The organism is Ralstonia sp. 110700041-2, from assembly GCF_056280165.1.
Map to the genome: position 1 here is coordinate 47,641 of NZ_JBSFAI010000016.1, position 23,332 is coordinate 70,972.

General features: G+C 63.6%; 24 protein-coding genes. 19 read left to right on the top strand and 5 right to left on the bottom strand.

The window, feature by feature from the left end; all coding sequences use genetic code 11:
* Positions 1-10: 10 nt before the first annotated feature.
* From rpsK to dsbD, 6 genes are all read left to right on the top strand, one after another.
* Positions 11-412 (top strand): 30S ribosomal protein S11, encoded by a 402-nt coding sequence (rpsK, locus tag ACUXH0_RS21520; RefSeq protein ID WP_003264143.1) that lies wholly within the window; start codon positions 11-13, stop codon positions 410-412.
* A 203-nt stretch (positions 413-615) separates the two neighbouring features.
* Complete coding sequence (gene rpsD, locus ACUXH0_RS21525; RefSeq protein WP_004634505.1) at positions 616-1,239, top strand: 30S ribosomal protein S4; 624 nt, start codon at positions 616-618, stop codon at positions 1,237-1,239.
* Positions 1,240-1,478: 239 nt separating this feature from the next.
* A complete protein-coding gene (locus tag ACUXH0_RS21530) occupies positions 1,479-2,459 on the top strand; it encodes a DNA-directed RNA polymerase subunit alpha (RefSeq protein ID WP_004634508.1) in 981 nt (326 codons plus the stop codon).
* Positions 2,460-2,613: 154 nt separating this feature from the next.
* Positions 2,614-3,012, top strand: coding sequence for a 50S ribosomal protein L17 (rplQ, locus tag ACUXH0_RS21535; RefSeq protein ID WP_004634511.1), 399 nt, complete (start codon positions 2,614-2,616; stop codon positions 3,010-3,012).
* A 155-nt stretch (positions 3,013-3,167) separates the two neighbouring features.
* A complete protein-coding gene (gene cutA, locus ACUXH0_RS21540; protein ID WP_004634513.1) occupies positions 3,168-3,506 on the top strand; it encodes a divalent-cation tolerance protein CutA in 339 nt (112 codons plus the stop codon).
* Positions 3,507-3,524: 18 nt separating this feature from the next.
* On the top strand, positions 3,525-5,342 hold the full coding sequence (gene dsbD / locus ACUXH0_RS21545) for a protein-disulfide reductase DsbD (protein ID WP_012436581.1): 1,818 nt from the start codon (positions 3,525-3,527) through the stop codon (positions 5,340-5,342).
* On the opposite strand, the gene hemB is transcribed toward dsbD, so the two are convergent.
* Both hemB and yihA read right to left on the bottom strand, forming a co-directional pair.
* Positions 5,343-6,338 carry a porphobilinogen synthase gene (hemB, locus tag ACUXH0_RS21550; RefSeq protein ID WP_182594623.1) on the bottom strand — a complete coding sequence of 332 codons (996 nt, stop codon included), beginning with the start codon at positions 6,336-6,338 and terminating at the stop codon, positions 5,343-5,345.
* Between the two features lie 150 nt (positions 6,339-6,488).
* Positions 6,489-7,190, bottom strand: a complete 702-nt coding sequence (gene yihA / locus ACUXH0_RS21555) for a ribosome biogenesis GTP-binding protein YihA/YsxC (protein ID WP_012436579.1) — start codon at positions 7,188-7,190, stop codon at positions 6,489-6,491.
* Between the two features lie 256 nt (positions 7,191-7,446).
* Between yihA and ACUXH0_RS21560 the strand changes: the two genes are divergently transcribed.
* The 8 genes from ACUXH0_RS21560 (at position 7,447) to msrQ (ending at position 15,376) form a co-directional block, all read left to right on the top strand.
* Entirely contained in the window at positions 7,447-8,106 is a 660-nt protein-coding gene (locus ACUXH0_RS21560) for a c-type cytochrome (protein WP_012436578.1), read from the top strand.
* 112 nt (positions 8,107-8,218) lie between these two features.
* Positions 8,219-10,423 (top strand): cytochrome c biogenesis protein ResB, encoded by a 2,205-nt coding sequence (locus ACUXH0_RS21565; RefSeq protein ID WP_012436577.1) that lies wholly within the window; start codon positions 8,219-8,221, stop codon positions 10,421-10,423.
* A gap of 7 nt (positions 10,424-10,430) precedes the next feature.
* Complete coding sequence (gene ccsB, locus ACUXH0_RS21570; protein WP_004634525.1) at positions 10,431-11,618, top strand: c-type cytochrome biogenesis protein CcsB; 1,188 nt, start codon at positions 10,431-10,433, stop codon at positions 11,616-11,618.
* Between the two features lie 106 nt (positions 11,619-11,724).
* Complete coding sequence (locus tag ACUXH0_RS21575; protein WP_004634529.1) at positions 11,725-12,153, top strand: COG4315 family predicted lipoprotein; 429 nt, start codon at positions 11,725-11,727, stop codon at positions 12,151-12,153.
* 25 nt (positions 12,154-12,178) lie between these two features.
* Positions 12,179-12,751 carry an RNA polymerase sigma factor gene (locus tag ACUXH0_RS21580; RefSeq protein WP_012436576.1) on the top strand — a complete coding sequence of 191 codons (573 nt, stop codon included), beginning with the start codon at positions 12,179-12,181 and terminating at the stop codon, positions 12,749-12,751.
* Positions 12,752-12,759: 8 nt separating this feature from the next.
* Entirely contained in the window at positions 12,760-13,620 is an 861-nt protein-coding gene (locus tag ACUXH0_RS21585) for an anti-sigma factor family protein (protein ID WP_004634532.1), read from the top strand.
* Positions 13,621-13,716: 96 nt separating this feature from the next.
* Positions 13,717-14,712 (top strand): protein-methionine-sulfoxide reductase catalytic subunit MsrP, encoded by a 996-nt coding sequence (msrP, locus tag ACUXH0_RS21590; protein ID WP_004634534.1) that lies wholly within the window; start codon positions 13,717-13,719, stop codon positions 14,710-14,712.
* A gap of 7 nt (positions 14,713-14,719) precedes the next feature.
* Complete coding sequence (gene msrQ, locus ACUXH0_RS21595) at positions 14,720-15,376, top strand: protein-methionine-sulfoxide reductase heme-binding subunit MsrQ (protein ID WP_012436575.1); 657 nt, start codon at positions 14,720-14,722, stop codon at positions 15,374-15,376.
* Between the two features lie 61 nt (positions 15,377-15,437).
* On the opposite strand, the gene lysA is transcribed toward msrQ, so the two are convergent.
* Positions 15,438-16,697, bottom strand: coding sequence for a diaminopimelate decarboxylase (lysA, locus tag ACUXH0_RS21600; RefSeq protein ID WP_024542183.1), 1,260 nt, complete (start codon positions 16,695-16,697; stop codon positions 15,438-15,440).
* A 63-nt stretch (positions 16,698-16,760) separates the two neighbouring features.
* On the bottom strand, positions 16,761-16,994 hold the full coding sequence (gene lptM / locus ACUXH0_RS21605; protein ID WP_004634541.1) for an LPS translocon maturation chaperone LptM: 234 nt from the start codon (positions 16,992-16,994) through the stop codon (positions 16,761-16,763).
* Positions 16,995-17,131: 137 nt separating this feature from the next.
* Between lptM and cyaY the strand changes: the two genes are divergently transcribed.
* Entirely contained in the window at positions 17,132-17,476 is a 345-nt protein-coding gene (gene cyaY, locus ACUXH0_RS21610; RefSeq protein WP_012436573.1) for an iron donor protein CyaY, read from the top strand.
* 70 nt (positions 17,477-17,546) lie between these two features.
* On the opposite strand, the gene ACUXH0_RS21615 is transcribed toward cyaY, so the two are convergent.
* Positions 17,547-19,961 (bottom strand): penicillin-binding protein 1A, encoded by a 2,415-nt coding sequence (locus ACUXH0_RS21615; protein ID WP_024542182.1) that lies wholly within the window; start codon positions 19,959-19,961, stop codon positions 17,547-17,549.
* 452 nt (positions 19,962-20,413) lie between these two features.
* Between ACUXH0_RS21615 and pilM the strand changes: the two genes are divergently transcribed.
* The 4 genes from pilM to ACUXH0_RS21635 are packed head-to-tail and all read left to right on the top strand — an operon-like array spanning position 20,414 to position 23,331.
* Positions 20,414-21,484: a type IV pilus biogenesis protein PilM gene (gene pilM / locus ACUXH0_RS21620; protein WP_024542181.1), complete on the top strand. Its 1,071-nt coding sequence runs from the start codon at positions 20,414-20,416 to the stop codon at positions 21,482-21,484.
* Positions 21,485-21,494: 10 nt separating this feature from the next.
* Positions 21,495-22,127, top strand: coding sequence for a PilN domain-containing protein (locus tag ACUXH0_RS21625; RefSeq protein WP_004634550.1), 633 nt, complete (start codon positions 21,495-21,497; stop codon positions 22,125-22,127).
* Positions 22,128-22,129: 2 nt separating this feature from the next.
* Positions 22,130-22,789, top strand: a complete 660-nt coding sequence (locus tag ACUXH0_RS21630; protein WP_012436571.1) for a type IV pilus inner membrane component PilO — start codon at positions 22,130-22,132, stop codon at positions 22,787-22,789.
* Entirely contained in the window at positions 22,786-23,331 is a 546-nt protein-coding gene (locus tag ACUXH0_RS21635) for a pilus assembly protein PilP (protein WP_012436570.1), read from the top strand. Before ACUXH0_RS21630 ends, ACUXH0_RS21635 begins: the two co-directional genes overlap by 4 nt.
* The last annotated feature ends 1 nt before the right edge of the window (position 23,332 follow it).

Consider the following 23,332-nt stretch of genomic DNA (forward strand, 5'->3'; position numbering starts at 1 on the left):
GATAGGAACTATGGCAAAAGCAGCGAATACCGCCGCCCAGCGCGCGCGCAAGAAGGTTCGCAAGAACGTCGCCGACGGCATCGCGCACGTTCACGCGTCGTTCAACAACACAATCATCACGATCACCGACCGTCAGGGCAATGCTCTGTCGTGGGCGACGTCGGGTGGCCAAGGCTTCAAGGGCTCGCGTAAGTCGACGCCGTTCGCGGCCCAGGTGGCCGCTGAGAGCGCTGGCCGCGTGGCGCAGGACCAAGGCATCAAGAACCTGGAAGTGCGCATCAAGGGCCCGGGCCCGGGTCGTGAATCGGCCGTACGCGCACTGAACAACCTGGGTATCAAGATCCAGTTGATCGAAGACGTGACGCCGGTGCCCCACAACGGCTGCCGTCCGCCGAAGCGTCGTCGTATCTAAGTGATTCGGCCGCCCTCGCCAGTTGCTGGCGGGGGCGGTCTGCGGGTGCTATACTTGCCCGCCTGCCTGTCTTCCGGGTTTTCCGGAAGGCGGGTTTCGTCTTTTCATAAGCCCACTGTTCGCTGCGGTCCTGTTGTTAGGGCTGAGCAGGCGGACCATCCGAGGCCGTGTGCCACGGATGACTGATAACGAAGGAACGCAACGTGGCACGCTATACCGGCCCCAAGGCGAAACTGTCTCGCCGCGAAGGTACTGACCTTTTCCTCAAGAGCGCACGCCGCTCGCTCGCCGACAAATGCAAGCTGGACAGCAAGCCTGGTCAGCACGGCCGCACTTCCGGCGCCCGAACGTCCGACTACGGCAACCAGCTGCGTGAAAAGCAGAAGGTCAAGCGCATCTACGGTGTGCTGGAGCGTCAATTCCGCCGCTACTTCGCTGAAGCCGATCGCCGTAAGGGCAACACGGGTGAAACCTTGCTGCAACTGCTGGAATCGCGCCTGGACAACGTCGTCTATCGTATGGGCTTCGGCTCGACCCGCGCGGAAGCGCGTCAGCTGGTGTCGCACAAGGCGATCCTGGTGAATGGTCAAGCGCTGAACGTGCCGTCGGCTCAGGTCAAGTCGGGCGACGTCATTGCCATCCGCGAAAAGTCGAAGAAGCAAGTGCGTATTGCCGAGTCGCTGACGCTGGCTGAGCAGTCCGGCTTCCCGATCTGGGTTGCCGTGGATGCCAAGAAGATGGAAGGCACCTTCAAGCAAGCCCCGGATCGCGCAGATATCGCCGGCGACATCAACGAAAGCCTGATCGTCGAACTGTATTCGCGTTAATGACGACGCCCGTACCGCAGGTGCGGGCTCGTGTGCCTTTTTGGGGACGCTCATCGTCAACGACATTGTGTTCGTGCGCCAGCAGCACTTCGGTGTCGATCCAATCCGAATTGTTACGTGCCGCAAATCGATTGCGGCACGTGCGTCTTCCGTCGCAACGTTCGCGATGGAACCTTTCCAGTCCAATCCGTCAGCCTTATCGGTGTAACGAGCCGAGGGTATTGAAATAGGACAACCTAATGCAAACAGCACTCCTGAAGCCCAAAATTATTGCGGTTGAGCCGCTTGGCGATCATCACGCGAAGGTCGTCATGGAACCGTTCGAGCGCGGCTACGGCCACACGCTCGGTAACGCGCTGCGCCGCGTGCTGCTGTCGTCGATGGTCGGCTATGCCCCGACCGAAGTCACGATCGCTGGGGTCGTCCACGAATATTCCACCATCGATGGCGTGCAGGAAGACGTTGTCAACCTGCTGCTGAACCTGAAGGGTGTGGTGTTCAAGCTGCACAACCGTGATGAAGTGACGGTGTCGCTGCGCAAGGAAGGCGAAGGTGTGGTCACCGCCGCTGATATCGAGCTTCCGCACGACGTCGAGATCATCAATCCGGGCCACGTGATCGCCAACCTGTCGGCTGGTGGCAAGCTGGATCTGCAGTTGAAGGTCGAGCAAGGCCGCGGCTATGTGCCGGGCAATGTGCGCAAGTTCGGCGATGAGTCCAGCAAGGTCATCGGCCGCATCGTGCTTGACGCCTCGTTCGCACCGGTGCGCCGTGTGTCGTACGCGGTTGAGTCTGCGCGTGTGGAGCAGCGTACCGATCTCGACAAGCTGGTGATGAACATCGAGACCAACGGCGTGATCTCGCCGGAAGAAGCGATCCGCCAGTCGGCTCGCATCCTGGTTGATCAGCTGTCGGTGTTCGCTGCCCTGGAAGGTACCGAAAGCGCCGCTGAGGCCGCCGCCGCCCGCGCGCCGCAGATCGATCCGATCCTGCTGCGCCCGGTCGACGACTTGGAACTGACGGTGCGTTCGGCCAACTGCCTGAAGGCTGAAAACATCTATTACATCGGCGACCTCATCCAGCGCACCGAGAACGAACTGCTCAAGACCCCGAACCTGGGGCGCAAGTCGCTCAACGAGATCAAGGAAGTCCTCGCATCGCGTGGCCTGACGCTCGGCATGAAGCTCGAGAACTGGCCGCCGGCAGGTCTCGAGAAGTAAGTTGCAATTGTCGGCCGGTGCGCGAGCATCGGCCGGTTTTCCCGCCATCGCCGTTTGGGTGGCTTATTGGTAAGACTACCGGCCCGCGCCACGCAGCGTTATACGAGCGGCGGCGATAGAAGAGCTGGTCAAACACTCTTAAGAAGGAATCATCATGCGTCACCGTCATGGTTTGCGGAAACTGAACCGCACTTCGTCGCACCGTCTCGCGATGCTGCGCAACATGTCCAACTCGCTGCTGCAGCACGAGCTGATCAAGACCACCGTGCCGAAGGCCAAGGAACTGCGCAAGGTTGTCGAGCCTCTGATCACGCTGGCCAAGAAGGACACCGTCGCCAACCGCCGTCTGGCATTCGCCCGTCTGCGCGACCGCGACATGGTTACCAAGCTGTTCAACGAACTGGGTCCGCGTTTCGCGACCCGTCCGGGCGGCTACACCCGCATCCTGAAGTTCGGCTTCCGCCAGGGCGACAATGCGCCGATGGCGCTGGTGGAGCTGCTCGACCGTCCGGAAGTTGCCGAGGCTGTGGAAGTCGACGGCGCTGCCGAGTAAGGTCAGCTCAGGTTTGCCGGTGCGACATGGCGTCGCGCTGGCCAAGCCCCAGAATGCGTGCAGCCGCGCGCATTACAATGAAGCCAGGATCGTACCCTGGCTTTTTTGTTGCCTGCTTCGGTGGTCTGCCATCGGCGTGCGCTTCTGGAGTATCTATGTCTGCAGGAACCGAAGTGCTGCTGGTGCTGACCAATCTACCCGACGCCGATAGCGCGGATCGCGTGACGACGGCCGTGCTGGAATCTCGCGCAGCGGCGTGCGTCAATCGCTTGCCGGCTTGCGCGTCGACGTATTGGTGGAACGGCGCGATCGAGCACGCCACCGAGATCCCGCTTCTGATCAAGACCACGGGCGCAGCCTACCCTGCGTTGGAAGTCGCGCTACGGAAGGCGCACCCGTACGAGGTTCCCGAGATCATCGCTGTGCCGGTGGCTGCGGGGTTGCCGGCGTATCTTGCGTGGGTGGCCGACGAAACGCGCATGTCTTCCAATTGATGTTTGTTTGGCGTTGATATGACCTTCTCTTCGTTCGTGTCCGTGCGGCGTGTGATGCAGTTGGCGATGCTGCTGGTCGCGGTGGCGACGCTGTGCATGCCTGCACATGCTGCTGACGATTTCCTGCCACCCGAGCAGGCGTTCCGCTTCTCCGCCACGCAGGTCGACGGCCAGACCGTCGAAGTCAAGTTCGCGATTGCTGATGGCTACTACATGTACCGTGAGCGCTTCGCGGTGGCGGCGGATCCGGCAGCTGTCGCACTCGCACTCCTCGACATGCCGGCAGGCAAGGTCAAATTCGACGAGACGTTCAACAAGGATGTCGAAACCTATCGCCATGAAATCGCATTCCATGTGAAGGCGCGGAACGCGACGGCGCCATTCACGCTGATCGTCACGTCGCAGGGGTGCGCGGATCAAGGCCTGTGTTATCCGCCGATGAAGAGCCGGTTCCATGTGGAACCCGCAGCGGCTTCCCCGGCGGCGCCTTCCGCCGGCGGTGGCGACGCACTCGGCCGCATCGCCAGCACGCTGGGTAGCGGCAACCTTGGCGCGATTGCGGCGTTGTTCTTTGGGCTCGGTCTGTTGCTTACCTTCACGCCGTGTGTGCTCCCGATGCTGCCGATCCTGTCGGCGATCGTGGTCGGCGAGCACGCGACGCGTTCGCGCGCAGCGATCGTGTCGGTGGCCTACGTGCTCGGGATGGCCTTCGTCTATACCGCCGTAGGGGTGGCAGCCGGCTTAGCCGGGCAGGGCCTGCAAGCCGCGCTGCAGAACGCCTGGGTGCTGGGCGCGTTTGCCGTATTGATGGTAGCGCTGTCGCTGTCGATGTTCGGGCTGTATGAACTGCAGTTGCCGGCAGCTTGGCGCGATCACCTGACAAAAGCCTCCAGCAAGCATGGCGGCGGCGAGATTGTTGGCGCGGTCGTGATGGGCGCGCTTTCGGCGTTGATAGTGTCGCCGTGTGTGACGCCGGCGTTGGCGGGCGCGCTGGCCTATATCGCGCAGACCGGCAACGCCGCGATCGGCGGTATGGCGTTGTTTGCGATGTCGATCGGCATGGGGGTACCGCTCGTGCTCGTGGGTGTAGGCGCGGGCAACCTGCTGCCGCGCGCGGGCCATTGGTTGATCGTCACCAAGGCGGTGTTCGGTTTCATCCTGCTGGCTGTGGCGCTGTGGATCGTGCAGCCGGTGTTGCCGGCGTGGGCAGTGATGATTGCGTGGGGTGGCTTGCTGATCGGTGCGGCCGTGTTTCTGCGGACATTCGATTCGTTGCCCGACGGCGCCGGCAACGTGCAGCGCTTGGGCAAGGTCGCGGGTGTGGTGCTCGCGCTGGCTGGCGCAGCGCAACTGGTCGGAGTCGCCGCCGGCGGTCGCGATCCGCTACAGCCGCTGTCCGGACTGATTCGCGCATCGGCGGGCGCATCCGCGCAAGCTGAGGCACACGGGGTGACATTCAAGCGGGTGAAGAGCATCGCTGAACTCGATGCCGAAGTGCGCAACGCGAGCGCGTCGGGCCGTGCGGTGATGCTCGATTTCTACGCCGACTGGTGTGTGAGCTGCAAGGAAATGGAGCGCCTGACCTTTACCGATACGCGGGTGCGCAAGGCGCTTGCCGATGTGGTGCTGCTGCAGGCTGACGTGACTGCCAACAGTGCGGATGACCAAGTACTGCTCAAGCGCTTCGGCTTGTTCGGCCCGCCCGGCACGATCTTCTTCGATGCGCAGGGTCGCGAACTGAAAGCTCGTGTGGTCGGCTATGAGCGCGCCGACACGTTTCTGGAAAGCCTGCGTCGCACGATCGGCACGACGCAGGCAGCCAAGCCGACGGCCTGACTACGCGCGCAGCAGGCGGGCGGCGTCCAATGCGAAGTACGTCAGGATGCCGTTCGCGCCGGCGCGCTTGAACGCCAGCAGCGACTCCAGCACGACCTTGTCGTGATCCAGCCAGCCGTTCTGCGCAGCGGCTTTCAGCATCGCGTATTCACCACTGACCTGATAGACGTAGGTCGGGAAGCGGAACTCATCCTTCACGCGTCGCACGATGTCGAGATACGGCATGCCGGGCTTGACCATCACCATGTCGGCGCCTTCGGCGATGTCGAGTGCCACTTCGCGCAGAGCCTCGTCCGAGTTGGCCGGGTCCATCTGGTAAGTCATCTTGTTGCTCTTGCCCAGGTTGGCGGCCGAGCCCACTGCATCACGGAACGGGCCGTAGAACGCCGAAGCGTACTTGGCCGCGTAAGCCATGATGCGGGTGTAGGTGTGGTCGTCGTTCTCCAGCGCCAAGCGGATCGCGCCGATGCGGCCGTCCATCATGTCCGACGGCGCAACGATGTCCACGCCAGCCTCGGCCTGCACCAGTGCCTGGCGCATCAGGATGTCGACCGTCTCTTCGTTGAGCACGTAGCCGTTGGCGTCGAGCACGCCGTCCTGGCCATGACTCGTGTACGGATCGAGCGCCACATCGGTCAGGATGCCCAGTTCAGGGAAGCGCGTCTTGAGGGCCTTCACCGCACGCGGGATCAGGCCATCGGCATGGGTGGCCTCGATACCATCCGGCGTTTTGAGCGACGGCTCGATCACGGGGAAGAGCGCCAGCACCGGTACGCCCAGCTGCACGCACTGCTCGGCCACGCTCAGCAGCACGTCGACCGACACCCGCTCCACACCTGGCATCGACGGCACGGCCTGTCGCACGTTGGTGCCTTCGAGGATGAAGACCGGGTAGATCAGGTCGTCGGCGGTGAGGCGCGACTCGCGCATCATGCGGCGGGAGAAATCGTCGCGGCGCATGCGGCGCGGACGATGATCGGGGAAGCTTGCGATCATTTCAGCAGACCCTAAGAACACACTGTGAAGTTTGGAAACCTTTGACACGATTATCCATCTTATGCACGGACAATGCGCCAGCGACGCTGATGCGGCGTCCCCCGCGGCTCCTCCCTGACGCGGGTTCCCATCGATGGCTCGATGGGGTCGTTACCCCCGTTGCGCGTTTGGCGACGGGGTTTTTTTTGCCGGCTCGGCTTGCGGCTCCGCTTCCAGCGCCTCGGGCAGGCACAGCCAACCTGCGACAATTCGCTGCGCCTCTTCGATGCCGCGACGTTTCAGGCTGGAGAACAACTGCACCGTCAGCGATACATCGCCGTCGATCTGCGCGCGGTAGTCGGCCAGCACCTTGCGTGCCGCCATGAGCGCGCGCGAGGCGTCGTTGTTGGTCAGCTTGTCCGCCTTCGTGAGCAGCACGTGGATCGGCTTGCCCGTCGGCAGGAACCACTCGACCATCTGACAATCGAGGTCGGTGAATGGACGACGCGCATCCATCATGATGACCAGGCCGGCGAGTTGCTGGCGCGCCTTGACGTAGTCGCCCAGCAGATGGACCCAGTGCGACTTGGTCTCGCCAGGCGCTTCGGCATAGCCGTAACCGGGCAGGTCGACCAAGAAGCCGAGCGGGTCTTCCGCCTTGGCGGGCATCACCGAGAAATAGTTGATGTGCTGCGTCCGGCCGGGCGTCTTACTGGAGAAAGCCAGCCGCTTCTGATTGCACAGGATGTTGATCGCAGTGGACTTGCCTGCGTTGGAGCGGCCCGCAAACGCGACTTCCGGCACGGCGGTCGCCGGTAAATCACGCAGATGATTGACGGTGATGAAGAAACGGGCTTGATGCAGGAGCGACATGCGCGGCAGTACCTGTAAACTGCAGTTCAGAACTGCGTGGTTGCTGCGCCGCGAGGTCGCATTGCAGAGGTGTTATTGTACAATACGCCGGTTTACGGACGTCCCCACCAGATCCGTCGCAGGACCGCCCCGAGGCCCGGGCCGGTCCGTTTTCATGCGCTGGTCTGGCTCGAGGAGAAGGGGATGCCCGGCGCCGCAGGGTCCCGCGTTGGGCGGCGCACGCAGCATTCGAAAACAATCTAAACAAGGTGTGCGAATGAACCGCATAGCGAACGTTTTTGCTGTCGCAGCGCTGTCCCTGGCATCGGTCTTCTCCATGGCCCATGCCGAAGAGCAAAAAGTCGCCAAGGCCGACGCCGCGCGCGGCGAAACGATCTTCAACAACGGTGTGCCGGCCAATGGCGTGCCCGCGTGTACCAGTTGTCACGGCGCAGGCGGCAACAGCGCCATGAACGTCAACCCGAAGCTGGCCGGCCAGCACGCCGAATACGTCGAAAAGCAGCTGAAGGATTTCAAGGCAAAGACTGATCGCAACAACCCGGTCATGTCGCTGTACGCCAGTGCGCTGTCGGATCAGGACATGAAGGACATCGGCGCCTACCTGGGCAAGCAGCCGGCTTGGAAGCCGGGTTCGGCCAAGAGCAAGGACACGATCGAACTGGGCCAGAAGCTGTATCGTGGCGGGGACGCCAAGCGCGGTATCGCAGCGTGCGCGGGCTGTCACGGCCCGACGGGTGCTGGCATCCCGGCGCAGTATCCGCGTATCGCGGGTCAGTTCTCTGAATACACTGAAGCTCAACTGGTTGCCTTCCAGAGCGGCACCCGCAAGAACAGCGTACAGATGCACGACCTGGCCGGTCGCATGACGGCCCAGCAGATCAAGGCGGTGGCCGACTACATTGCCGGCCTGCGCTAATCTGCCGCACCCGGCTGTCATGTGACAGTCGCACAATCAACAAGAAGAACAGGGTGGCAATGCGCCTGGCATCGCCACCCTGTTTTCGTTTTTGAACAGGTTTTTTCCCCGCATGTCTTCGGTCTCCACTTCCGGCGTCCAGATCCGCTCCCGTCGTCGCGCGTTGCGCGAAACGGTCGAGTTGCTGTCGTCGATGCGCTTTGCGATCAGCCTGCTGACGGTGATCGCCATTGCCAGCGTGATCGGCACGGTGCTCAAGCAGAACGATCCGTATCCGAACTACGTCAACCAATTCGGGCCGTTCTGGGCCGACGTATTCCGATCGCTGACGCTGCCGACCGTCTATAGCGCGTGGTGGTTTCTGCTGATCCTGGCGTTCCTGGTGGTGTCGACCTCGCTGTGCATCGTGCGCAATGCGCCCAAGATGCTGGCCGACATGCGCGCCTGGCGCGAGAACGTGCGCGAAGGCAGTCTGCGCGCGTTCCATCACCGGGACGAATTTGATTCCCGCGCCGATACCGCCACCGTGACGGCACGCCTGGCCGCGCTTGCGCAGAACCGAGGTTTCCGCATCAAGGCGTTCGCGCGCGAGGGTGGAGCGACGCTCATCGCGGCAAAGGCGGGAGCGGGCAACAAGATCGGCTACATCCTGGCGCACACGGCCATCGTCGTGATCTGCATCGGCGGCTTGCTGGATGGCGACATGATGATCCGCGCGCAGATGTGGTTTGGTGGCAAGTCGCCCATCAAGGGCAACGCGGTCATCAGCGACATCGGCCCGGAGCATCGGCTGTCGACATCGAACCCGGGGTTCCGCGGCAACGCCTTCGTGCCGGAAGGTTCGACGGTCAGCACGGCGATCCTGAACATTGCCGATGGCGCGCTGATCCAGGACCTGCCGTTCATGATCACGCTCAAGAAGTTCACCGTCGAGCATTACTCGACCGGCATGCCCAAGCTGTTCGCCAGCGACATCGTCGTGACTGACCGCCGCACCGGCAAGCAGACCGCTGCGCGCGTGGAGGTGAACAAGCCGTTCGTGTATGACGGCGTGGCGATCTACCAGTCGAGCTTTGAAGATGGCGGCTCGAAGCTCAAGCTGACCGGCTACCCGATGCACGGTGACAACGCCAAGACGTTCGACATGTCGGGCGTCGTGGGCGAAAGCTCGAAGCTCACCGGCAAGAGCGGCGACTACACGGTCGAGTTCTCCGACTTCCGCCTGATGAATGTCGAAACGGTGACGGACGCCTCGGGCAAGCAGGACGCACGCGGTGTCGGCAAGAGGGGCGGTGCGGAAAATGGTCTGCGCGCGGAGCTTGGCAACGTCACCAAGATGACGCGCGACCGCGATCTGCGCAACGTCGGCCCCTCCGTGCAGTACAAGCTGCGCGACGCCAACGGCCAGGCACACGAGTTCAGCAACTACATGCTGCCCGTCACGCTGGACGGGCAATCGGTGTTCCTGGCCGGCATGCGCTCGCAGCCGGACGAGCCGTTCCGCTATCTGCGCATTCCCGCCGATGCGCAAGGCACCGTCGCCGACTGGATGCGCCTGCGCGCCGCGCTGCAGAATCCAGCGATGCGCGGCGAGGCAGCGCGCCGGTTTGCGCTGCTCTCCATGCCCGGCGAGCAGCGCGCGGAACTGCGCAACCAGTTGATGGAAAGCGCTCGTCGCGCGCTCGACCTCTTTGCCGGCGCTGCCGATGTCAAGGACGGTACCGCCGGTGCACAGGGCGGCTTTGCCGCAGTCGCCACGTTCTTGCAGAAATCGGTGCCTGAGGGTGAGCGTGAGAAGGCGGCCGATGTGCTGATGAAAATCATCAACAGCTCCATGTGGGAACTGTGGCAACTGGCCCGCGCACAGGATGGCCTGCCTGCACCCACGGTGGATGCGGCCAGCAGCCAGTGGTTGCAGAGCGCCATCAACGCGCTGTCGGACAACGTCTTCTACGGCGCACCCGTATATCTGCAGCTGACCGACTTCCAGCAGGTGCAGGCCAGCGTGTTCCAGCTCACACGTGCGCCGGGCAAAAACATCGTGTATCTTGGGTCGCTGCTGCTGGTGCTGGGCGTGTTTTCGATGTTCTACGTGCGAGAGCGCCGCTGGTGGCTGTGGATCCGACCGCAATCCGGTCCGGCCAACGAAAGCGCCTCCGGCGCACATGTGCTGACCGCCATGTCGACCATGCGCCGCACGCTTGACTTCGACCGCGAGTTCGAGCGCCTCAAGCACGATATCCGCGCCGCGGCAGGTGCCCAAGCCGCCCCCGATGCCGCCAGTGCAGCGAGCGTCGACCCCAAACCAACGAAGTGAGCAGGTGATGGAAGCGACCAATCCCCAAACGACCGTGGCGAGCGCTGATCTGGGTGCGCTGAAGCGTCCGTCGTATTTCCGCCGCCTGGGCTGGTTTGACTGGCTGTTTGCTGCAATGCTGGCCGCCGGCGCCGGTTACGCCTTCTCGCGCTACGGCGCCTACATGGACGGCTACGAGCGCGGCATTCTCGTTGCCGCCGTGCCCGCCTTCGCATGGCTTGGCTGGACTTGGAAGCCGGTGCGCGTACTGATGATCGGCATCGCCGTGTTGTCGCTGTTCGGTATCTCACAGTACGCCGGTGCCAACGGCCCGGATCTCGCCCGCGCTGAGCATGCCTTCTTCCTCAAGTATTTCCTTGCCAGCCAGTCGGCCATCCTCTGGATGAGCGCGCTGATCTTCCTGTCCACGCTGTTTTTCTGGACCGGGCTGGCGCTGCGCTGGGAAGCGGGCGGGGCCATCGGCAGCAAGCTGTGCTGGGCAGCGGTGGTGCTGGGCCTGACCGGCATGTTGGTGCGATGGTACGAGTCGTACCTGGTCGGCGCAGACATTGGTCACATCCCCATCTCGAATCTGTACGAGGTGTTCATCCTCTTTACGTTGATCACCTCGCTCTTCTATCTGTACTACGAGCAGCGTTACAAGACGCGCGCGCTGGGCCCCTTCGTGATGCTGGTGGTGTCGGCGGCGGTGGGCTTTCTGCTGTGGTACACGGTGTCGCGCGGCGCGCAGGAGATCCAGCCGCTGGTGCCGGCATTGCAGAGCTGGTGGATGAAGATCCACGTACCGGCCAATTTCATCGGCTACGGCACGTTCGCCCTGTCGGCCATGGTCGGTGCGGCTTATCTGCTGAAGGAGCGGGGCGTGCTGGCCGATCGCCTCCCGTCGCTCGAAGTGCTGGACGACGTGATGTACAAGGCCATCACCGTCGGCTTTGCATTCTTCACCATCGCCACGATTCTCGGGGCGCTGTGGGCGGCTGACGCATGGGGCGGCTACTGGAGCTGGGATCCGAAGGAAACCTGGGCGCTGATCGTTTGGCTGAACTACGCCGCGTGGCTGCACATGCGCCTGATGAAGGGGCTGCGTGGCCGCATGGCGGCCTGGTGGGCCCTGATTGGCCTCTTGGTGACGACGTTCGCCTTCCTTGGCGTGAACATGTTCCTCTCGGGCCTGCACAGTTACGGCGAGCTGTAAGCCGTCAGTCACAAAAAACTCAGCGGACTGGAATAAAGACGCGCCTAGCGTGTTTACTGCTCAGTGAGGGCGCGATCGGCGCGCCTCTCCATCCAAGGAGAACAAGATGAGCCAGTCCGCAGCTTCCCAGAAATGGTTCAATCCGCGCACCGCGCTGGCCAGCGCCGCGCTGCTCGCCGCATTCGGTGTGGCCGGCTGCAGCGGCATGGGCATGGGAGCCTCGTCCACGCCGTCGGCCGTCAAGGTGACCAACGGCACGCTGACGGATCAACACGGCATGGCGCTCTACATGTTTGACCGTGACGCCACGGCCGGCAAGAGCGCCTGCAACGGCAAGTGCGCCGAGAACTGGCCGCCGCTGGCCGCCAATGACGCCGACAAGCCGTCTGGCGACTACACGATCATCACGCGCGACGATGGCAAGAAGCAGTGGGCCTATCGTGGCAAGCCGCTCTACCTCTGGACCAAGGACAAGATGCCGGGCGACCAGACTGGCGACGGCTTCATGAACGTTTGGCACGTCGCCAAGCCGTAAGCACGCCGCCCTCGCTCGCGCCCCTATGTCCGATCTGGCCAGCCGGCTGATTGCGCTCACGCCACGCCTGCGCCGGCACGCGCGCGGGCTCGTGCGTGACGCCAGCCGCGCCGACGACCTCGTCCAGGACACGCTGGAACGTGCCTGGCGTTATCGCTGGCGCTTCCAGTTGCGACCCAGGCTGGGCCCGCTCGGCCAGATCGGCGCGAAAGGCGAGGGCGACGGATTGTTTGCCTGGCTGCTCACCATCATGCATCGGCTCCACCTCAACGCCGTGCGCAGGCCCGACCGAATCGAGCTGAGCGATGCGCCCCCCGAGATTCCCGTCGATGACGACCCCGGTTTGCGCCGCGATCTGCTGCGCGCGCTGGCGACGCTGCCAGAAGATCAGCGCGCGGTATTGCTACTCGTCGGCCTGGAGCAGTTCGCCTACAAGGAAGCCGCCGATGTGCTGGGCGTGCCGATCGGCACGGTGATGTCGCGGCTGTCGCGGGCGCGTGAGCGGATGCGCGCGGCGCTCGACGGGGCGCCAGCCGCATCGGCTGCATTTGCGGCATCCGGCGATGGCGGCAGCGCAACGCTGCACCGCGTGAAGTGAGGCTCGCCATGTCCTCCAATTCCATTCATATCGACGAACTCCATGCGTATGCCGACGGCCGCTTGCCCGCGGCGCGCCGTGCTGCCGTGGAGGCCTATCTTGCCGCGCACCCCGGCGCCGCGGCTGAAGTTGCGGCTTGGCGCGAGACGGATGCGCAATTGCACCGCGCGCTCGATCCGCTGCTGAACGAACCGGTGCCGCAGCGTCGCATTCCGGCAGCGATCCTTGCGGTAGCACGTCGCCCCACGGCCAGCGGCTTTGGCGCCATGCGCGGATGGAGCGTGGTGGCGCTGAGTGTGGCGTGCCTAGCCGTCGGGTCCGGGGCCGGCTGGCTGAGTCGAGGTGCCGTTGAGCGCACCATGCCCATGCAACGGTTCGCCAACGATGCACTCGTATCGCACGTCGTCTTTTCTCCGGAGTCGAAACACATCGTGGAAGTGCCGGCCGACGAGGAGGCGCATCTGGTCACATGGTTGTCGCGTCGGCTCGACGCACAGCTGCACGTGCCTGATCTGACATCGCTGGGCTACCGGCTCATCGGCGGGCGCCAGACGGTGGTGGCAGATGCGCCGACGGCCATGCTGATGTACGAGGGCCCCGGGGGCACGCGTATCTCCGTACAGTTGCGGCGCATGCCAAACAACCGCGATACCGGCTTCCGGCTGGAGACGCTCGCGCCCGACAACCGTGTGCTGCAAGCGATTCATCCGGCGGTCGATCATCCGCCGCCGATGGCGTTCTACTGGGCGGATCACGGCCTCGGGTTTGCGGTCGCCGGCCCGCTGGGGCGGACGCAGTTACTGGAAGTGGCGCAAGCCGTCTATCGGCAGTACAGCGAATTCACCGGGCCAGCGCCCCGCAAGGAATAGCGCCACATCATTTTTTGCCGCGCGCTGTCAGGTCGACAGCGCGAGCACGACCAACGCACATGGGACAGCGTTCCCGCACAACGAGGACCACGAATCATGCTGATCAAGACCGACCGCTGGCTGCATGGCGATGACATTCCCGCCAGCGAGATCACACCGCAGCACATCTTCGAGCAGCGCCGTCGCATCTTGGCCGCTGCCGCCATGGGCGCCGCCGGCGCAACGCTGGCACCATGGGCGGCGCGCGAGGCCTTCGCTGCCAACCCGCCGCTGGCCAAATTGGCAGGCAAGCCCAATCCGGCGTACACAACCGTGGAGAAGGCCACCCCGTACGACCAAGTCACCACGTACAACAACTTCTACGAATTCGGCACCGACAAGGCCGACCCGGCGCGCTATGCCGGCACGCTGCGCCCGCACCCGTGGCAAGTCAGCGTGGAAGGTTTGGTGAAAACGCCCAAAACCTACGACCTGGACGACCTGATGAAGCTCGCGCCGATGGAAGAGCGCGTCTATCGCCTGCGTTGCGTCGAGGGCTGGTCGATGGTGATTCCGTGGGTGGGCTTCCCGTTGGCCGAGTTGATCAAGCGGGTGGAGCCCCAGGGCGGCGCCAAGTACATCCAGTTCATCTCGCTGGCCGACAAGCGCCAGATGCCCGGCATCAGCAGCCCCGTGCTGGAGTGGCCGTACAGCGAAGGCCTGCGTCTGGACGAGGCGATGCACCCGTTGGCGCTGCTCACCTTCGGCCTCTACGGCCAGGTGCTGCCAAACCAGAACGGTGCGCCCGTGCGGGTGATCGTGCCGTGGAAGTACGGCTTCAAGAGCGCAAAGTCCATCGTCAAGATCCGCTTTGTCGAGAAGCAGCCGCCGACGAGCTGGAACATTGCCGCGGCCAATGAATACGGCTTCTATTCCAACGTGAACCCGACCGTGGACCATCCGCGCTGGAGCCAGGCCACCGAACGCCGCATCGGCGAGGACAAAGGCGGTTTCGGCGGCCTGTTCGCGCCCAAGCGCAAGACGCTGATGTTCAACGGTTACGACCAGGTGGCCCCGCTGTATGCCGGCATGGACCTGCGCAAAAATTTCTGAGGCCGACATGACACTGCTGCCGCCGATGTTGCCGCCCAAGCCATTGCGTGTGGTGAAGGCGATCGTATGGATCGTGGCGCTGCTGCCCTTCCTGCGCATCGTCTTCCTGGGCGCGACAGACCAGTTCGGGGCCAATCCTCTGGAGTTCGTCACGCGCTCGACCGGTACGTGGACGCTGGTGCTGCTCTGCTGCACGCTAGCCATCACGCCGCTGCGCCGCATCACGGGCATGAACTGGTTGATCCGGCTTCGCCGCATGCTCGGGCTGTACACGTTCTTCTACGGCGCGATCCACTTCCTGATCTGGTTACTGGTGGACCGCGGGCTCGATCCGGCGTCGATGCTCAAGGACATCGTCAAGCGGCCCTTCATCACCGTTGGCTTTGCGGCGTTCGTGCTGATGATTCCGCTGGCCGCCACGTCGACCAACGCGATGGTGCGCCGCCTGGGTGGCAAGCGCTGGCAGTGGCTGCACCGGCTTGTCTACGTGACGGGCGTGCTGGGCATCCTGCATTACTGGTGGCACAAGGCCGGCAAGCATGACTTTGCCGAGGTGTCGATCTACGCCGCAGTGATGGCGGTGCTGCTGGGCCTGCGGGTGTGGTGGGCATGGCGCTCGCAGCGCAGTGCGATGACCGGGGCCGTGATGCCAGCCCGCGATTGATGCCGATCGCGCCCAAAAAAAGCCGACGTTGGCGCGTCGGCTTTTTCTTTGCGATGCGGGCTTACGCCGGGAACAGATGCTCGCCGCGGATCAGGTCTTCAAAGCACTCGCGCTCGCGCGCCAGATGGATTTTGTCGCCATCGACGATGACCTCGGCCGCGCGATTGCGCGTGTTGTAGTTTGAGCTCATCGTGAAGCCGTACGCGCCGGCTGACAGGATCGCGAGCACGTCGCCCGGCTGCACCGCCAGCGAACGGTCGCGGCCCAGCCAGTCGCCGGATTCGCACACCGGGCCCACCACGTCGTAGACGACCGGCGCGCTTTGGCTTTCACGCACCGGCACGATGTGGTGATACGCCTCGTACATCGCCGGGCGGGCCAGGTCATTCATGGCCGCATCGACGATGCAGAAGTTCTTGCTGGCGCCAGGCTTGAGGTACTCGACGCGCGTGAGCAGCAGGCCGGCGTTGCCCACCAGCGACCGGCCCGGCTCGAACAGCACGGTGCGATCGCCAAAACCGCGCTGCTCGACGCGGTCCAGGAGTGTGCGCGCGAAGGCGGTGATGTCCGGCGGCGTCTCGTCCGTGTAGGTGATACCAAGACCGCCGCCCACATCGATGTGCGACAGGTGAATGCCCTCGGCGTCCAGCTGCGTCACTACATCGAGCACCTTGTCCAGCGCATCCAGATACGGCGACACCTCGGTGATCTGCGAGCCGATATGGCAGTCGATGCCGACCACGTGCAGGTTCGGCATCGCGGCGGCCGCGCGGTAGGTCGGCAGCACTTCGTCAAACGCCACGCCAAACTTGTTGCCCTTCAGACCCGTCGAGATGTACGGGTGCGTCTTGGCATCGACGTCCGGGTTGATGCGCAGCGACACGGGCGCGACCTTGCCCATCGAGGCCGCCACATCGTTCAGGCGGTGCAGTTCGGGAATCGACTCCACGTTGAAGCACGCCACGCCGACTTCCAGCGCGAAGCGCATTTCGTCCGCGCTTTTGCCAACGCCCGAGAACACCACCTTCGAGGCCGGCGCACCGGCGCGCAGCACGCGCTTGAGTTCGCCGGCGGACACGATGTCAAAGCCCGCGCCAAGCTGTGCGAACACCTGCAGCACGGCCAGGTTCGAGTTGGCTTTCATGGCGTACTGCACATGCGCGTTGCGGCCCTCGCAGGCGGCGGCGTAGGCGCGATAGTTGGCCGTGAGCGCGGCGCGCGAGTACACATAGGTGGGCGTGCCGAACTGCGCAGCAATCGCGTCGAGCGCGACGCCTTCGATCATCAGCGCGCCTTCCTGGCGGATCAGGGACTCGGACATGAGTGGGAACATTCTGGGCGTCGCACCGGATAAGGGCGTCGCCGGTTGAGCAAAAAGACGGGATTAGCGGTTCGCGGGCACCGCGCTGGCCGCATCTGCGGCTGCGGGTTTGGCGCCCGGAACCGGGGGCTGCGGCACGGCGTTCGGGCCGGCGATGCCGGGGTCAGTGGTTTGCGGCGCGGTTGGCGCCGGCGGCACCTTGGGCATGTACAGCGGCCCGCGAATCCCGCAGCCGGATAGGCCTGCGACCGTCAGGGTCAGGCCGACAGTGGCTACAATGGCGGCGGTTCGTATCATCGGATGATGGTGCAGAAAGGATGCCCCAGGGTGTGACCCTTGCGGCGATCGGAGTCATATGGGACGAGGCGCCTGCTGGTCAGGACGGGCCGCAAATGGCCGCCACGCAACGTCCGCGCAAGATTTTGGAGTGTAGCATGCCCCCCCTGAGCGAATCGGAGTTCCTGGCGCTGGCCGAAGCGGAACTCACCCGCATCGAAAACATCGTCGAAACGGCTGCCGACGAGGCCGATGCCGACATCGAGGTCAATCGCACCGGTAACGTGCTGACGCTGGAATTCGACGATGGCTCCAAGATCATCATCAACAGCCAGGCGCCGATGCAGGAACTGTGGGTGGCAGCGCGTGCCGGCGGTTTCCATTTCCGCCGGGGCGACGACGGCCGCTGGGTCGACACGCGCAGCAAGGAAGAGCTCTATGTGGCGCTCTCGCGCTATATCAGCCAGCAAAGCGATGTGGATGTGACATTGGCCGCCGGCTGAGCGTAACCGTCTCGTCGCATGACAAAAAGAAAAGCCGCCTCGAAGGGCGGCTTTTTCGTGGGCGCGACGTTCAGTTGCCGCGGAACATGTCGAGAATCTTCTGCTTCTCCTGCTCCTGCGTCGGCGCCAGGTTGATGCCCGGCTGTTGCGATTGATCGCCGGCCGGTGCGGAGCCTCCCGGCATCGCATCGCCCAGGCCAACCGAGGCCACGCCCTGGCCGTTGGCGTATTCCTCGTAAGCCCAGTCGCCGGCCATCTGCACGACGCCTTCGGGCGGCTGGCGCTCGGTCTGGGGTTCGCCCTTGAGCGCGTAGCTCATGTAGTTGATCCAGATCGGCAGGGCCAGGCCGCCACCGGTTTCGCGATCCCCCAGGCTGCGCGGGTTGTCGTAGCCCATCCAGGCCACGCCGACCAGCTTGGGCGTGTAGCCGCAAAACCAGGCGTCGAACGAGTCGTTGGTGGTGCCGGTCTTGCCAGCCATGTCGTTGCGGCCCAGCTTGACCTTGGCCTGGTAGCCCGTGCCGTTCGACACCACGCTGCGCAGCAGTGAATCCATGATGAAATCGTTGCGCGGATCGATCACGCGCACGGCGTCCTTGCCGGCGGTCATCGGATGGCTTTGCTGCACGACCGTGCCGCGCGCATCCACCACGCGATCGATGATGTACGGGTTCACGCGGTAGCCGCCGTTGGCGAACACCGAGTAGCCGCTCGCCATCTGCAGCATCGTCACCGAGCCTGCGCCCAGCGCCATCGGCAGATAGGCCGGGTGCCGATCGGCGTCGAAGCCGAAGCGGGTGATGTACTGCTGCGCGTACTGCGTACCAATCGCGCGCAGGATCCGCACCGACACCAGGTTCTTCGACTTTTGCAGCGCGCGGCGCATCGTCATCGGGCCGTCATAGCCGCCGCCGTAGTTCTTCGGCTCCCACACCTGCCCGCCGGTATCGCCGGTCGGGATCGAGAGCGGCGCGTCGTTGATGACCGTAGACGGCGAGAAACCCTTGTCCACCGCCGCCGAGTAGATGAACGGCTTGAAGCTCGAACCCGGCTGGCGCCACGCCTGCGTGACGTGGTTGAACTTGCTGCGATTGAAATCAAAGCCGCCAACCATGGAGTAGATCGCGCCCGTCTGCGGGTCCAGCGAGATGAAGCCCGACGCCACTTCCGGCAACTGCGTGATGGACCACTTCTGCGTCTTCGTGTCCTCGATCACGCGGATCACCGCACCTGGGCGCAGCTTGATCTTGGGCTGTGCATTGTTCGACAGGGCCGCCTGTGCAAAGCGCAGGCCGTCGCCGGCCAGGTCGATCGTCTCACCGGTCAGCATCGTCGCGCGCACCAGCTTGGGTGACACGCTCACCACCACGGCCGATTGCAGATCGTCGCTGTTCGGGTGCTCGAGCAAGGCGTCGTCGATGGCCTGTTCGCGCTCTTCCGCATCGGAGGGCAGGTCGATGAACGCTTCAGGGCCGCGATAACCGTGACGGCGCTCGTAATCGAGAATGCCGCGACGCACGGATTGATACGCAACGTCCTGATCGGCCTTGCGCAGCGTCGTGTAGACGTTCAGGCCGCGCGTATAGGTTTCCTCGCGGTATTGCGCATACATGAGTTGGCGCACCATTTCGGCGACGTATTCGGCGTGCACGTCGAATTCATGGCCTTCGCCGCGCACCGGCAGTTGCTCGTTGACGGCCTGGGTGTACTGTTCCGGGGTGATGTAGTGCAGGTCACGCATGCGTTGCAGGATGTACTCCTGACGCACCTTGGCGCGCTTCGGGTTCACCACGGGGTTGTACGCCGATGGCGCCTTGGGCAGGCCCGCCAGCATGGCTGCTTCGGCCAGGGTGATGTCCTTGATGTTCTTGCCGAAGTAGATCTGCTCGGCGCTGGCAAAGCCGTATGCACGCTGGCCCAGGTAGATCTGGTTCATGTACAGCTCAAGGATCTGATCCTTTGTGAGGCTCGCCTCGATCTTGTACGAAAGCAGTATCTCGTAGATCTTGCGCGTGTATGTCTTCTCGCTCGACAGGAAGAAGTTGCGTGCCACCTGCATCGTGATGGTCGACGCGCCTTGCGACAGGCCGCCGTGCAGATTCGCCAGCCCCGCGCGCAGCACGCCGATGAAGTCGACGCCGCCGTGCTCGTAGAAACGGTCATCCTCGATGGCCAGCACCGCGCGCTTCATCACGTCGGGCATCTGCGCGATCGGCACGAAGCTGCGGCGCTCTTCACCGAATTCGCCGATGAGGACGTTGTCGGCGGTGTACACGCGCAGCGGAATCTTCGGGCGGTAATCGGTGATGGCGTCGAGCGACGGCAGGTTGGGCGCGGCGACGAGCAGGGCATAGCCCAGCAGCAGCGCCCCGACGACCCCCATGGCAACGAACAGGCCGAGCATCCAGAGAAGCAGTCGCGCCCACAGCGGGCGGCGGGCTTTGGGCGGCTTGGGCGAAGCTGGGGTGGTTTGGGCAGTAGCCATTACGGGTGGGCACCGGGGGTGTCAGTCAGCGTGGCGGCGATTATATCGTTGGGGCTTCCGCAGTCCGGCCGCATCGGACGTAACAGCACGTAACGAGTGTCACGTCTGCTAACCAGACTGCACTTGTGCGCTGCGTCATGCTCGGTTGGCGCGCTGATTGTGCATCCGGAGTCCCGCGATTCAAGGCGGCTACGAATCCGCCGTTAGAAGTAGGCGGAGCGGAAATCAAGTCAGACGAAAGGGGTATCCCCCGACCGTGGGGTTTTGACAACGCTTTCGGAAGGGCATGGCGCGAAATGCGTCGCGGTCTGCTGGAGCGTTTGCCTGTTCTAAAGGATTTTGTGAGAATCCAGCAGCAAATCTAAGCAGGCTATGGCGCACGTTGGATTTGCGACGGGCGCCAGGGTTCAAAAAACTATAAACGGTGGGGTGTCTCTGTGCGACGGGGTTTGTTGTCCGGCCTGCTGCGCCGCAATATCGTCGGGATAGATATCGGGTCTTCCAGCGTCAAGGTGGTGGAGTTGTCCGCCAACGGCAAGCAGGGGGATTTCCGTCTCGAAAAGTGCGCCAGCGAGCTGATTGAACGCAGTGCCGTCGCTGACGGCAATCTGGTGAATATCGATGCGGTGGGCAATGCGCTCAAGCGCGCCATCGCCAAGGCTGGCATTCGCGGTAAGGAAGCCGTGCTTGCCATTCCTGCAAGCCTGACGGAATCGCAAACCGTCAGCCTGCCCGACAACCTGACCGAAGACGAGCTCTTCGTGCAGGTCGAGAGCGAAGCCAACCGGCTGTTTCCGCCCTCGCAGAACGTCAATTTCGACTATGTCGTGATCGGCCCGTCCGAAACCGAAGGCGGGATCGGCGTGCGCGTGACGGCAACGGTTTCCGAGCGCGTGACCGAGCGCGTGACCGCCGCCGAGATGGCCGGTCTGAAAGCGATCGTCATGGACGTGGAAGAGAACGCCATCCAGCGGGCCATGACGCACATGCTGGCGGTCAAGCCGGACGCCAGCGAAATTGAAACGCGCGACATGCCCGTCGTGGCGATGTTCCACTTGGGTGGTGCGCGCTCGCACGCACTGTTCTACCAAGGCTGGAAGGAGCTGTACGAGCAGCCGATGTCCGGCTCGGGCGACCAGCTCACGCAAAGCATCTCGCGCCTGTTTTCCCTCGACCTGCTCAAGGCCGAGGTAAAGAAGCGCAAGAACACGCTGCCCGACGAATACCGCAGCCAGCTGCTCAAGCCTTCGCTCGAGACGCTGGCCATGGAGGTCGGCCAGGCGATTCAGAATTTCCTGTCGACGTCGAGCGTCGGCCGCGTGGACGAGATCGTGCTCTCGGGCGGTCACGCATCGTTGCTGGGCGTGCAGACCGCCATCCAGCAGCAGACGCAGATCAATACGACGCTGGCCAACCCGTTCGCCAACATGGGCGCGGCCAAGAACGTCAACGCGCGCTATCTGCAGCGCGATCTGCCGGCCTACATCGTCAGCGCGGGCCTTGCCCTGCGCGGGCTGCAATAAGGAGCTGACGATGGCCAATGAAAGCGCGAATGCCGTGAATGCGCTCCCGAACGTCAACCTGCTGCCGTATCACGCAGAGCGACGCGCCGGCAAGCGCAAGAAAGTCTTCATGAGCCTGGGCGGCGCGGCCGTTGCGGGCGCGGTGGTGGTGTTCCTGGGCGGCATGGTGATCGATCACCAGACCGAAGAGGCGCAACGCATCAACGACATCCTCACGCAGAAGAACGCGGAGATGGACAAGCAGATCACCGAGGTCAACACCCTCAAGAAGGACATCGACGACCTGCTGCAGCGTCAGCAAGCGGTGGAAAGCCTGCAGAACCAGCGCAACCGCCCGGTGCAGTTGCTCGAAGAACTGGTGCGCCAGGTGCCGGACGGCATCTATCTCACCTCGCTCAAACAGGATGGCGACCGTTACACCGTCTCGGGGGTGGCGCAGTCCAACGAGCGCGTGTCGGACCTGCTGCGCAACCTGGGTGCGGTGCCCTGGCTCGATCATGCCGAGCTGGGTGAATCGGTGGCCACCACCATGACGAACAACCTGAAGGAACAGCGCCGCCTGTTCAACTTCACGATCCGCTTCCAATGGAAGGCCGAGCCGGCAGCGCCGGCCAAGCCGGGTGCGGCCACGGCGGGGAAATAACCATGGCGCTCTCGACCGAAATTTCGCTGGAAGACCTGGTCAGCCAGTTCCGTGGCCTGAACCTGAATGAGCCGGAAACGTGGCCGATCGCGCCGCGCATCCTGTTCATGATTCTCTCCGCCGTGCTGGTGATCGGCCTGGGTTGGCAGTTCTACTGGAGCGGCAAGTTTGACGAGCGCGACGCCAAGCGCACCGAGCAGGGCAACCTCAAGTCGGCATACCAGAGCAAGCTTGCGCAGGTCGTGAACCTCGAAGCGCTGCGCAAGCAGAAGGCTGAGGTGGAGCAGCGTGTCGCCAAGCTTGAACTGCAACTGCCCAACAAGACCGAGATGGATGCGCTGCTGGCCGACGTCAACCATGCCGGTATTGCGCGTGGCCTGACCTTCGACCTGTTCCGTCCGTCCGGCGCGGTGATCAAGCCTTACTACGCCGAGATCCCGGTGGCGGTGAAGGTGAATGGCCGCTATCACGACATGGCGCTGTTCGCTGCCGACGTGGCGGCGCTCTCACGCATCGTCACGCTGCAGAACATTTCGCTGACGGGCACCAAGGATGGCGGCATGGTGATGGAAACGCGTGCTGAAGCCTATCGGGCGCTCGACGCCGAGGAGCAGGCCGCGCAGCGCAAGGCGAACGCCGCCGCCAAGGGAGGCGCCAAATGAGGGGCCGCACCATGAGCCGTCGCCGCATGTCGCATCTTCTGCGTCTGTCGCCGCTGTGCCTGGCCGTCGTGCTGACGGCCTGCGGCGCGAGCGAAGACGATGAATTGCAGCAATGGATGCAGCAAGCGCGCCAGAGCGTCAGTACGACCGTGCCGCCGCTGCCCGAGCCCAAGCCTTATGCGCCGCGCGAGTACACGACCACCAAGCAGACTGATCCGTTCAGTGTGCAGAAGGTGGCAGAACTTTCGCGCGCGCAGAACGAATCGCCGGAACCGAATCGCCGTCGCGAGCCGCTGGAAGACTATCCGCTGGAAGCCTTCAAGCTGGTCGGGACGATGAAGCGCAATGGCGAGACGGAAGCCGTCGTGTCTGTCGGGGACAAGACGCAGCATGTGCATGTGGGGCAGTACATCGGACAAAACTATGGTCGCATCGTCCGCATCGGAGACCAGGAACTCACCCTGCGTGAGCTGGTGCGCGAAGGCACGACCGAATGGAAAGAAAAAATGACGACCCTGAAAGTTCAGGAGAGCGCGCAATGAC

Bases quoted from the DNA above. Each gene is read 5' to 3' on its own strand.
- rpsK (WP_003264143.1), top strand. From the start codon at position 11: ATGGCAAAAGCAGCGAATACCGCCGCCCAGCGCGCGCGCAAGAAGGTT.
- ACUXH0_RS21530 (WP_004634508.1), top strand. From the start codon at position 1,479: ATGCAAACAGCACTCCTGAAGCCCAAAATTATTGCGGTTGAGCCGCTT.
- rplQ (WP_004634511.1), top strand. From the start codon at position 2,614: ATGCGTCACCGTCATGGTTTGCGGAAACTGAACCGCACTTCGTCGCAC.
- cutA (WP_004634513.1), top strand. From the start codon at position 3,168: ATGTCTGCAGGAACCGAAGTGCTGCTGGTGCTGACCAATCTACCCGAC.
- dsbD (WP_012436581.1), top strand. From the start codon at position 3,525: ATGACCTTCTCTTCGTTCGTGTCCGTGCGGCGTGTGATGCAGTTGGCG.
- hemB (WP_182594623.1), bottom strand. From the start codon at position 6,338: ATGATCGCAAGCTTCCCCGATCATCGTCCGCGCCGCATGCGCCGCGAC.
- yihA (WP_012436579.1), bottom strand. From the start codon at position 7,190: ATGTCGCTCCTGCATCAAGCCCGTTTCTTCATCACCGTCAATCATCTG.
- ACUXH0_RS21560 (WP_012436578.1), top strand. From the start codon at position 7,447: ATGAACCGCATAGCGAACGTTTTTGCTGTCGCAGCGCTGTCCCTGGCA.
- ACUXH0_RS21565 (WP_012436577.1), top strand. From the start codon at position 8,219: ATGTCTTCGGTCTCCACTTCCGGCGTCCAGATCCGCTCCCGTCGTCGC.
- ccsB (WP_004634525.1), top strand. From the start codon at position 10,431: ATGGAAGCGACCAATCCCCAAACGACCGTGGCGAGCGCTGATCTGGGT.
- ACUXH0_RS21575 (WP_004634529.1), top strand. From the start codon at position 11,725: ATGAGCCAGTCCGCAGCTTCCCAGAAATGGTTCAATCCGCGCACCGCG.
- ACUXH0_RS21580 (WP_012436576.1), top strand. From the start codon at position 12,179: ATGTCCGATCTGGCCAGCCGGCTGATTGCGCTCACGCCACGCCTGCGC.
- ACUXH0_RS21585 (WP_004634532.1), top strand. From the start codon at position 12,760: ATGTCCTCCAATTCCATTCATATCGACGAACTCCATGCGTATGCCGAC.
- msrP (WP_004634534.1), top strand. From the start codon at position 13,717: ATGCTGATCAAGACCGACCGCTGGCTGCATGGCGATGACATTCCCGCC.
- msrQ (WP_012436575.1), top strand. From the start codon at position 14,720: ATGACACTGCTGCCGCCGATGTTGCCGCCCAAGCCATTGCGTGTGGTG.
- lysA (WP_024542183.1), bottom strand. From the start codon at position 16,697: ATGTCCGAGTCCCTGATCCGCCAGGAAGGCGCGCTGATGATCGAAGGC.
- lptM (WP_004634541.1), bottom strand. From the start codon at position 16,994: ATGATACGAACCGCCGCCATTGTAGCCACTGTCGGCCTGACCCTGACG.
- cyaY (WP_012436573.1), top strand. From the start codon at position 17,132: ATGCCCCCCCTGAGCGAATCGGAGTTCCTGGCGCTGGCCGAAGCGGAA.
- ACUXH0_RS21615 (WP_024542182.1), bottom strand. From the start codon at position 19,961: ATGGCTACTGCCCAAACCACCCCAGCTTCGCCCAAGCCGCCCAAAGCC.
- ACUXH0_RS21625 (WP_004634550.1), top strand. From the start codon at position 21,495: ATGGCCAATGAAAGCGCGAATGCCGTGAATGCGCTCCCGAACGTCAAC.
- ACUXH0_RS21630 (WP_012436571.1), top strand. From the start codon at position 22,130: ATGGCGCTCTCGACCGAAATTTCGCTGGAAGACCTGGTCAGCCAGTTC.
- ACUXH0_RS21635 (WP_012436570.1), top strand. From the start codon at position 22,786: ATGAGGGGCCGCACCATGAGCCGTCGCCGCATGTCGCATCTTCTGCGT.